Here is an 8,923-nt window from a genome sequence, read left to right as displayed (position 1 = left end):
GTTGGTTAGAATACCGGCCTGTCACGCCGGGGGTCGCGGGTTCGAGTCCCGTCCAGTCCGCCATTTACACTAAAGAAGCTGCACAAGAAATTGTGCGGCTTTTTTTGTTTTTGTCTTTTATATTTTCGTTTTCCTGTTTCTCTGCTAAAGTTTTGTTGTGATGTTAATGTCTTTGCGACCTTTTGGTTTGAATTTATTTTTGATTAAATTGTCGATGTTATGCGGGTTGTCACCTTGCTGCAATATAAGGCTAAGATACTGGCCTCACTTGCTCAACAAAGCCTATATGGAGGATGAAAGATGCAAGATTATTTAGAGGAGCTGCTAGAGGCTCCAGAAGACACACTGATGGACGATGATTTTGAAAGTATTGATGATTACTCTGAATTATAAAATGGCAGCCTAGGCTGCCATTTTTATTGATACCCTTCCGTTTTCCTCCCCCTTCCTGTTGGTGCTTTCCTTTTTATCTTGCGGTTTGTTTAGTCGCGCCTGAGTTTTTCGCTGACGGCAATGGGGTTGGGGAAGCAGAATATGACGATGTAGCTCGATACCAAAAAAGTCACGATGGCTGCGCTTTGAATCACGACTGTGACCTTCTCGCTAATAATGCCATTGGTGCTGGCGACAAGTGTCAGTAGTAGTGAAAATTCGCTGATTTGCCCCAGCCTAAAGCCGATGTCCCATGCTAGACCCTTGCGTTCGCTTTTCCGGCAGAGTAATCCGTAAAAAACAACCGGCTTTGTAATAAGTACAACCGCAGAGACGGCAATAATTGGAATGATGAGTGTTGGTAGTAGGTTGATATTGAGTTGTGCGCCCAGCGCAAAAAAGAACAGGATTAAGAAAAAATCGCGCAGCGGTTTTAAATTGAGTGCAATAAACTGCGAGATTGGGCTGGTGGCGAGGGTGATGCCGGCGATGAACGCGCCAATCTCGGCGGAAAGGTGCATAAATTCGGCAAGTTTGGCGAGGCCAAGGCACCAGCCTATGGCGAGCAAAAATATATATTCATGGAAGCGGTCAAAGCGCGCGATTAGGTGCAAAAGCACGTATTTAACAAACGCGAAGGCGATTACGCCGAGCGCAGGCAGGGCGGCGAATGCCATTCCTAGTTCGGGCAGGTTGAGGTCGCCAGGGGTGCCGCTGGCAAGGATGAGTAGGCATATGATGGCAAGGAAGTCTTGAAATAGCAGGAGGCCGACCATGAGCTCTCCTGTATGTTTGTGGTGAAGAACGGTTGTGGGGAGTAGTTTGATGCCGATGATGGTGCTCGAGAACATCATTGCCATGCCTAGCACAACGGCTTCTGTTTGGCTGAATCCGAATGAGAGTCCTAGTAGGTAGCCGAGTCCTGCGAATAGTGTAGAGCTGGCGATGGCGACGATGGAGATCTCTTTGAATACGCTCTTAAGTGCTTTGGGTTGCATGTCGAGCCCCAGCAAGAAGAGTAGGAATACAATGCCGATATGCGAGATGTCGCTCACAATGTTGAGGTCGGGGACTATTTTTAAGCCGAAAGGCCCGAATAGCATGCCGATGGCAACGTAGGCTACAAGCAGGGGTTGGCGCGAGTACAGTGCTACCGAGGCAACAATCGCTGAGCCGGTAAAAATCAAAAAGAATGCATCGAACAGGTGCCCAGTCATATTATTTAGTTCTTGTGGTGTAGGGTAATTTTAGATCAAAAAAAGGGACTGTTAAAACAGTCCCTTTTAGGTGTGTCGTTATGCGACGTTATCGACGCCTAAATAGCGGTCGGGGTTCGTCATGCGAGGCCTGGTAGCTGTTGGTGAAGTCTTGCAGGCTTGCGAGCATTGAGTCGGTATTGGCGTCGTCGGCTACGGCAAATGCATTGAAACCGCATCGCTTAAGGTAATACAGCTGATCCTGTATATAATGGCCCGCAGCTTGAAGTTCGCCGGTGAAGTCGCAGTCTTCGCGCAGGATGCGCGCGAGAGAAAAGCCGCGCCCGTCAGCAAAGGCGGCAAAGTGAATAGCGATAGCGGGGGCGCCCACTAGGCGCTTGCTGATAAGTTCTGGTGCGGTGTCGCCGTTCAGCCATATGCCAATGCTGGGTGTTTGCAGCTCGGGAGTGCTGATCCATTGTTCTAGCGGTACTAGATAGTTGCCGCTAGAGAGGTCCGTATTGTTGAGCGCGTTTTGATCAGCAATGGTTTTCCATGAGTTCTCTTGGACGGCGTCATTTTTAATTAGCTTTGGCATATACGCGCTCCTTAAAGGGGGCTAAACCTAGGCGGTTGTAGGTTTCTAGGAAAGTTTCTTCGCTTTTGCGTTGCTCGACGTAAGTGTTGAGTACCGTTTTCACTACGTTGGTTACTTCGGCTCTAGAAAATGCCGGGCCAAGCACTTTCCCTAGCGCTGCGTTATTTTTAGAGCTTCCGCCGAGTTGAACTTGGTAGAACTCCTCGCCTTTTTTATCAACGCCTAAAATGCCGATGTGCCCGATGTGGTGGTGCCCGCAGGCATTCATGCAGCCTGAGATGTTCAGGTCGAGCGGGCCTAGATCGTAAAGGTAGTCGAGGTCGTCAAATTCACGCTGCAAGGCTTCGGCAACAGGAATGGATTTCGCGTTGGCAAGTGAGCAAAAGTCACCACCGGGGCAGCAGATCATATCTGTCAGTGTGCCTACGTTGGGTGTGGCAAAGCCGTTGTCGCAAAGTTTTTGCCAAATTTCGAACAGCTTGCTGGCTCTAACGTCGCCGAGCACCATGTTTTGAAGGTGGGTTGCTCGAATCTCGCCAAGCGAATATTCATCGGCAAGGTTTGCGATGGCATCCAGTTGTGAGTCTGTGATGTCGCCGGGCGCAATGCCTGTAGGTTTAAGCGATAGCGTTATGGCGCGATAGCCAGGAATGCGGTGACCGTGAACATTGTGGCTAAGCCAGTGGCCAAAGGCTGCGTTTTCTGATCGCAGCTTGTTTATCTCGGCAGTTTCGGCGATGTCGTCAAGTTGGGCGTAGTCGGGCTCGGTGAAAAAGCTTTTTGCGCGCTTAATTTCTTTGTCGGTTAAGCGTGTTGGGCTGTCTTGCAGTTTTTTCCAAGAGTCCTCAACAGCTTGTGCGAAGGCCTCTACGCCCATGGCGTTAACAAGAATTTTAATGCGCGCTTTGTATTTGTTGTCTCGGCGGCCGTTTAGGTTGTACACCCTTAATATGGCTTCGAGGTAGGTCAGTAGATCGTGTTCGGGCAGAAATTCGCGAATGACTTTTCCGATGACGGGTGTTCGGCCAAGGCCACCGCCGACTAGGACTGTAAAGCCTGTTTCGCCTTCGCTATTTTGAACTAATTGCAGTCCAATATCATGAAAGCGAATGGCTGCGCGATCTTCTTCGGTGCCAGAAACTGCGATTTTAAATTTCCTTGGCAGGAAGGCGTATTCTGGATGAAATGTTGACCACTGGCGGATAATTTCGCAATACGGGCGCGGATCGATCAGCTCATCAGGGGCAATACCGGCGAAATGATCGGTGGTGGTGTTGCGAATACAGTTGCCGCTGGTTTGTACTGCGTGCATCTCAACGGAAGCAAGCTCTTCTAGGATGTTGGGAACTTCCTCGAGGAGTGGCCAGTTGAGCTGGATGTTTTGGCTCGTGGTTATATGCACATAGCCTTTGTCGTAGTGACGGCTGATGTGAGCAAGTTTACGTAATTGCCTGCTATTGAGAAGGCCGTAAGGCACCGCAATGCGCAGCATGGGGGCCAGGCGTTGAACGTAAAGGCCGTTTTGCAAGCGCAACGGTAAGAATTGCTCGGGGGGCAGTGTGCCCTCTAGGAAGCGCTCGGTTTGGCCTCGAAATTGCGCCACGCGCTCTAAGATCAGCTGTCGATCATGTTCGTCGTAAACGTACATGGGGTTTGGTTACCTTTTCCGGGTCTGTCGATAGGGGGAAGCTTGGCGCTGCTGGGTATGCTTGGGGGAGTCCTAAGCAAGTTGCATTTATAGGTGGGTAAACCATTTAGCGGAACGGCTTGTAGTCTAAAAGCGTCGCCGGCTAAAGAGGTTGTTTAACCTAGCGCGTAAGCGGATACGAAGCATACAGTAAAATAGTGGCCCCCGCGAGTGACCTATACCGCCTTTAGCTTGGGGTAAGTGGCCAATGAGAGGCATCGTAGAGGGCCGCTTTTAGTTGTAGCTGGCCAATGTGTTGTCATTGCTAGAAAGTTTGTTATTTGCGATAACGTCTTTTGCTGCGCGGTATTGAGTGTTGGCGTCACTTAATTCACCAATACAGCGGCGGCGCTGCTCGTAGGTGCCGATAGCACAAGATTCGCGTAGCTCGCGATATTCTTGAATCACGTTAAAGGCCTCTGCAAGCTCCATGCTTTGGTTGGCATTATCGTTTGTGCCGGCATTGGCAATCATTGCCAAAGGGCTAGCGCACAAAGCGAAATATAAGGAGGGAAGAGTCTTTTTCATGCTGGTACCCAAAGGTGTATAAGGACGTTACTGCTCGGTCGGCATTCTAACAACTCTAAAGTGTGTATAAAAGAAACATCTTAGATTTAACTTGTCTTTTTTTACCTTTTTTTAGTCTTTTTGATTATTAAGGCGCCATTGAGTGTTACTGCATACATTATTGTCTTCTTTTTTTGCTTGGGTTGGGGGCCGTCGAATTGGTTGGGATGATTGTTCGCGTGAATCTAGGTAACAGTCTTGGATTACTAGATGTGAGGGGGGTGGCTTTGAGCGGAAAAGTCATTGCGGTGGCCATTGGGTTTTGTGTGTGATTAGTTTCTGGCCTGCTTTGTGCTGTTGTGTGTAGTAAGGGTAAAAACGCCAAACCTTTGGCAGGGTAGAACCATGACTGACCGTGTTGACATTAATCGTTTATTGACCGAAATGCGCTCCATTAAATCGCAAACGCAAGCTTTCGGCGGCATGGAGGGTGTTAATGGTATTCGGCAGGGTGGTGTTAACCCTGTCGAGAATAAAAACCGTGTGGAATTCGGCGATGTGTTCAGTCAAGCCATTAATAAGGTGAATAGTATTCAGAAGGAATCCGGTGCGGCTTCTAAGGCTTATATACAAGGGGATCCGAACGTGAATATCAGTGATGTCATGATCGCCTCGCAAAAATCCAGTGTCGCTTTTCAGGCAGCGACCCAAGTCCGAAATAAGCTCGTAGAGGCTTATAAAGACGTCATGAATATGCCAATTTAATGGTGTGAGGTAGCGTTAAATGGCAACGGCAACCGGCGAGACAGTACAAGTTAAATCCAGCGGCGTTAAAAGCGATTTAATTGAGGGTTTTAATAATCTTAATTTAGTGCGACAGGCTGGTTTGATGGTGGGCATTGCCGCCAGCGTGGCCATTGGTTTTGCTGTTGTGCTGTGGACGCAAGGTGATGATTACAAGCCTTTGTACGGTAGCTTAGATCGACTGGATAGCAGCGAAGTTGGTGAGGTGCTGGATTTTAATGAGATCGCTTATAAGGTCGACCCTAAAACCGGCACGTTATTGGTCTCGGCCGATAAGATTCATCAGGCGCGTTTAAAGTTGGCCGAGCGCGGTATTCCCGGTAATCAATCTGTGGGTTTTGAATTGTTGGATCAAGAGCAACCTCTTGGTACCAGTCAGTTTATGGAGTCTGCACGCTATAAACGAAGCCTTGAAGGCGAGCTTTCTCGCACCATCTCCAGTATTAACTCTATTCGCGGCGCAAGAGTCCATTTGGCTATTCCTAAGGCTTCTGTTTTTGTTCGCGATGGCCGTGAGCCATCGGCATCCGTATTTTTAGATCTATTCCCCGGTCGCAACATTGAAAATCGTCAGGTGCAGGGTATTGCCAATCTAGTCGCTTCAAGTATTCCTGAATTGAAAATCGAAAATGTCACGGTTGTAGATCAAAAGGGGAACTTGTTATCTGTTGGGGTGGAGGACGAAAGGCTTGTTATTGCTGCTCAGCATTTGGATTACACCAAAAAAGTTGAGAACGATATTATTTTGCGCGTGCGCAGGTTGCTAACCCCGATTATTGGTGATGGTAATTTTAAAACTGAGATAGCGGCAGATTTAGATTTTACAGAAATTGAGCAGGCCGAGGAATCGTTCAACCCCGATTTACCGGCTATACGCAGCGAGCAAACGGTAGAGGAGGTACGCAAAGGTGCTGGCGGGCCAATGGGGATTCCTGGTGCGCTAACCAATCAGCCGCCGGATGGCGGTACGGCACCGGAAGTGGCTAACGGTAAAGATGGTGGTGGCGCGGCTAGTCCGTCAAATTCCCGTAAACAAGCAGTGCGAAATTACGAACTCGATCGTACGGTGAGCTATACCAAACACGAAAAAGGTCGCGTGCGTCGATTGTCGGTGGCGGTAGTGATTGATGACAAAATGCAACCAAACCCCGAAACCGGTGAGCTGGTGCGTACGCGATGGACCGAGGACGAGTTAGAGCGTGTTGCGATTTTAGTGCGCGATGCGGTGGGATTTTCGGCGGCGCGGGGGGATAGCGTCAATATTCTGAATGAGTCTTTTGTGGCCGGTATGGATGCCATGGATTACTCCATTCAATGGTATCAAACCGCGTGGTTCAAAACGCTCGCTAAACAATTGGCCGGAGTCTTTATTATCGGCCTTCTTATTATTGGCCTATTACGCCCTGTGCTGAAAAGTTTGGCACAGTCGGGTTTGAAGGCGCGAGCCGATGATGAGGCTAAAGAGTTGGCCGCACTGCAGGCGGCGGGTGTCGATTCTTTTGATTCGCTGAGTGATGAAACGGTCACGCTGACAGGTGGTGATGCGATGGCGTTGCCAAGCCCAGAAGAAAGCTATGAGCAACAACTTAATTCTGTGAAGGGGTTGGTGGCAGAAGATCCTGGTCGGGTTGCTCAGGTGATTAAACGCTGGATTAACGAAGAATAATGCCGAGGATTAATAATGCCACCTAAAGCGCCAGAAGAGGCCAAAAAAGTTAATCTGCCGAAACTGGATCAGGCGGCTATTTTATTAATGTCGCTGGGTGAGACGACCGCAGCGGAAGTCCTGAAGCATATGGGGCCTAAAGAGGTTCAGCGTTTAGGGACGGCCATGAGCCAGCTAAAAAACGTGCAGCAATATGAGGTAGAGGTTGTTATTGCGAACTTTATGGATGAGGTGCGAACGCAAACAGGTTTGGGGATGGGCTCAGATGTGTACATCCGCAATATGCTGGTGACGGCGCTGGGTTCGGATAAAGCGAGCGGGTTAATTGACCGTATTTTAATGGGCGGTAATACCACGGGTTTAGATACGCTCAAGTGGATGGAGGCGCGCTCTATTGCCGATATTATTCGCAACGAGCATCCGCAAATTCAAGCCATTGTTATGGCGTATTTGGATGCCGATCAGTCGGCCGAAATATTGGCGTATTTTCCTGAAAAGGTTCGGCTAGATGTAATGATGCGCGTCGCTTCATTGGATACCGTGCAGCCCAGTGCGCTGCAGGAGCTTAACGATATCCTCGAGAAGCAATTCTCTGGTAATGCCGGCTCGCAAACGAAAGATATTGGTGGCTACAAAACGGCCGCAGAAATTGTTAATAATTTGGATAGTGCTATGTCCAACGAATTAATGGAGTCCATTAAAGAGGTGGATGAAGACATGGGTACGCAAATAGCTGATCTCATGTTTGTTTTCGAAAATTTAAAAGATGTCGACGATCGCGGTATTCAAGCCATCTTGCGCGAAGTTTCTTCCGAGTTATTAATTACCGCATTAAAAGGTGCAGACGAAGATCTACAGGATAAGGTGTTTGGCAATATGTCTAAGCGAGCGGCTGAGCTTATGCGTGATGACTTAGAGGCCAAAGGGCCTGTTAAATTATCAGAAGTAGAAACGGCGCAGCGAGAAATTTTGGCGATTTGCCGTCGCATGGCTGATGCCGGTGATCTCTCGTTGGGTGGCGGTGGTGAGGCAATGGTTTAATGAGCGCTAAGCCTCCTGGTCGCATCCCATTCGAAAGTATTGCGAGTGCAAAGTCGTGGTTACTTCCTGAAGTTAATGGCACGGTTATTAACGGCGACGAGCAACGTAAAAGAAAAACACAAGCAGGCAAAAATAAATCGGAGCAAAGTAAGCGTGCAGCGCCAGAGCGGCCAGCGGTTAGTGAAGATATTGAGGCGTTGGAGCTTGAAAAGGTTAAGGGTATAACCGCGCAGCAGTTGGAAGAAATAACGCAAGCGGCAGAGCAGGATGGATTTAATAAGGGCTATGCCGAAGGTTTGGGGCAGGGAAAGCTTGATGGGCGCAAAGCTGGATACGGTGAAGGTATTAAGGCAGGTACAGAGCAAGCTGAGAGCGAGCATGGGCAGTGGCTGAAGGAGCAGGGGCAGAATCTTCATGGGGTGTGTGAATCTTTGTTTGCGCCGCTGGAGCATCAACAAAAAGCCTTGGCCGATACCACGTTAGATTTGGCGCTTGGGCTCGCTAAACATATTCTTCAGGAAGAGCTACAGTTGGATTCGCGCAAAATTATTGCTGTGGTGGACCGTGCTTTAGAAGCGTTGCCCCCCGTTGAAAAAAATATTGCATTGTATCTTCACCCCGAGGACGCGAGTGCTTACCGCGATTATGCGCCGCAAGTTATTGCCCCTGATGCAATTCATGATGACGCCGCTTTGGCGCGAGGGAGTTGTCGCGTTAAGAGTGAGCACAGTTATGTTGATTATTCTGTTGCAGCACGCCTTGATGAATTTATTGCCGCACTGGCAGAGAAACCTTTTGATGACGTTGCTGCACAAGCCGAGGTTCTATCGCATGAGCGAGAAATACCGCAACAACTCATTGAGCCGAAACCAGAATCAGAGCCAGAGCCAGTACTTGATACTGAGCTGGAGCTAGAGTCGGTTGAGGGTGAAAGTGAGGTTTCTTTGGGTGGCGCGCCAGCAGGAGAAGGTGTTTCTCCTGAGCGGTTGGAT

General features: G+C 49.0%; 8 protein-coding genes. 4 read left to right on the top strand and 4 right to left on the bottom strand.

Annotated features, from left to right (window positions below):
* Window positions 1–482: 482 nt before the first annotated feature.
* From AC3A8L_RS17150 to AC3A8L_RS17135, 4 genes are all read right to left on the bottom strand, one after another.
* Window positions 483–1,649: a cation:proton antiporter gene (locus tag AC3A8L_RS17150; protein ID WP_487963497.1), complete on the bottom strand. Its 1,167-nt coding sequence runs from the start codon at window positions 1,647–1,649 to the stop codon at window positions 483–485.
* Between the two features lie 88 nt (window positions 1,650–1,737).
* Window positions 1,738–2,226, bottom strand: coding sequence for a DUF934 domain-containing protein (locus tag AC3A8L_RS17145; protein ID WP_487963496.1), 489 nt, complete (start codon window positions 2,224–2,226; stop codon window positions 1,738–1,740).
* Window positions 2,210–3,874, bottom strand: coding sequence for a nitrite/sulfite reductase (locus AC3A8L_RS17140; RefSeq protein WP_487963495.1), 1,665 nt, complete (start codon window positions 3,872–3,874; stop codon window positions 2,210–2,212). The genes AC3A8L_RS17145 and AC3A8L_RS17140 overlap by 17 nt, the downstream gene beginning before the upstream one ends.
* Before the next feature lie 273 nt (window positions 3,875–4,147).
* A complete protein-coding gene (locus AC3A8L_RS17135; protein ID WP_487963494.1) occupies window positions 4,148–4,441 on the bottom strand; it encodes a hypothetical protein in 294 nt (97 codons plus the stop codon).
* A 384-nt stretch (window positions 4,442–4,825) separates the two neighbouring features.
* Here AC3A8L_RS17135 and fliE point away from each other — a divergent pair, with 384 nt between their 5' ends.
* The 4 genes from fliE to AC3A8L_RS17115 all read left to right on the top strand — a co-directional run.
* Window positions 4,826–5,185 carry a flagellar hook-basal body complex protein FliE gene (fliE, locus tag AC3A8L_RS17130; protein ID WP_487963493.1) on the top strand — a complete coding sequence of 120 codons (360 nt, stop codon included), beginning with the start codon at window positions 4,826–4,828 and terminating at the stop codon, window positions 5,183–5,185.
* 19 nt (window positions 5,186–5,204) lie between these two features.
* On the top strand, window positions 5,205–6,890 hold the full coding sequence (gene fliF, locus AC3A8L_RS17125; protein ID WP_487963492.1) for a flagellar basal-body MS-ring/collar protein FliF: 1,686 nt from the start codon (window positions 5,205–5,207) through the stop codon (window positions 6,888–6,890).
* A gap of 15 nt (window positions 6,891–6,905) precedes the next feature.
* Complete coding sequence (fliG, locus tag AC3A8L_RS17120; RefSeq protein WP_487963491.1) at window positions 6,906–7,931, top strand: flagellar motor switch protein FliG; 1,026 nt, start codon at window positions 6,906–6,908, stop codon at window positions 7,929–7,931.
* Window positions 7,931–8,923, top strand: a 993-nt coding sequence (locus AC3A8L_RS17115; RefSeq protein WP_487963490.1) for a FliH/SctL family protein, incomplete at its 3' end; no start/stop codon positions are given. The genes fliG and AC3A8L_RS17115, both read left to right, overlap by 1 nt.

Source organism: Marinagarivorans sp. (assembly GCF_982758155.1).
This window is presented reverse-complemented; position numbering and strand designations above follow the sequence as displayed.

Coding starts and splice junctions, on each gene's coding strand:
- fliF (WP_487963492.1), top strand. CDS start 5,205: ATGGCAACGGCAACCGGCGAGACAGTACAAGTTAAATCCAGCGGCGTT.
- AC3A8L_RS17140 (WP_487963495.1), bottom strand. CDS start 3,874: ATGTACGTTTACGACGAACATGATCGACAGCTGATCTTAGAGCGCGTG.
- AC3A8L_RS17135 (WP_487963494.1), bottom strand. CDS start 4,441: ATGAAAAAGACTCTTCCCTCCTTATATTTCGCTTTGTGCGCTAGCCCT.
- fliE (WP_487963493.1), top strand. CDS start 4,826: ATGACTGACCGTGTTGACATTAATCGTTTATTGACCGAAATGCGCTCC.
- AC3A8L_RS17150 (WP_487963497.1), bottom strand. CDS start 1,649: ATGACTGGGCACCTGTTCGATGCATTCTTTTTGATTTTTACCGGCTCA.
- AC3A8L_RS17145 (WP_487963496.1), bottom strand. CDS start 2,226: ATGCCAAAGCTAATTAAAAATGACGCCGTCCAAGAGAACTCATGGAAA.
- fliG (WP_487963491.1), top strand. CDS start 6,906: ATGCCACCTAAAGCGCCAGAAGAGGCCAAAAAAGTTAATCTGCCGAAA.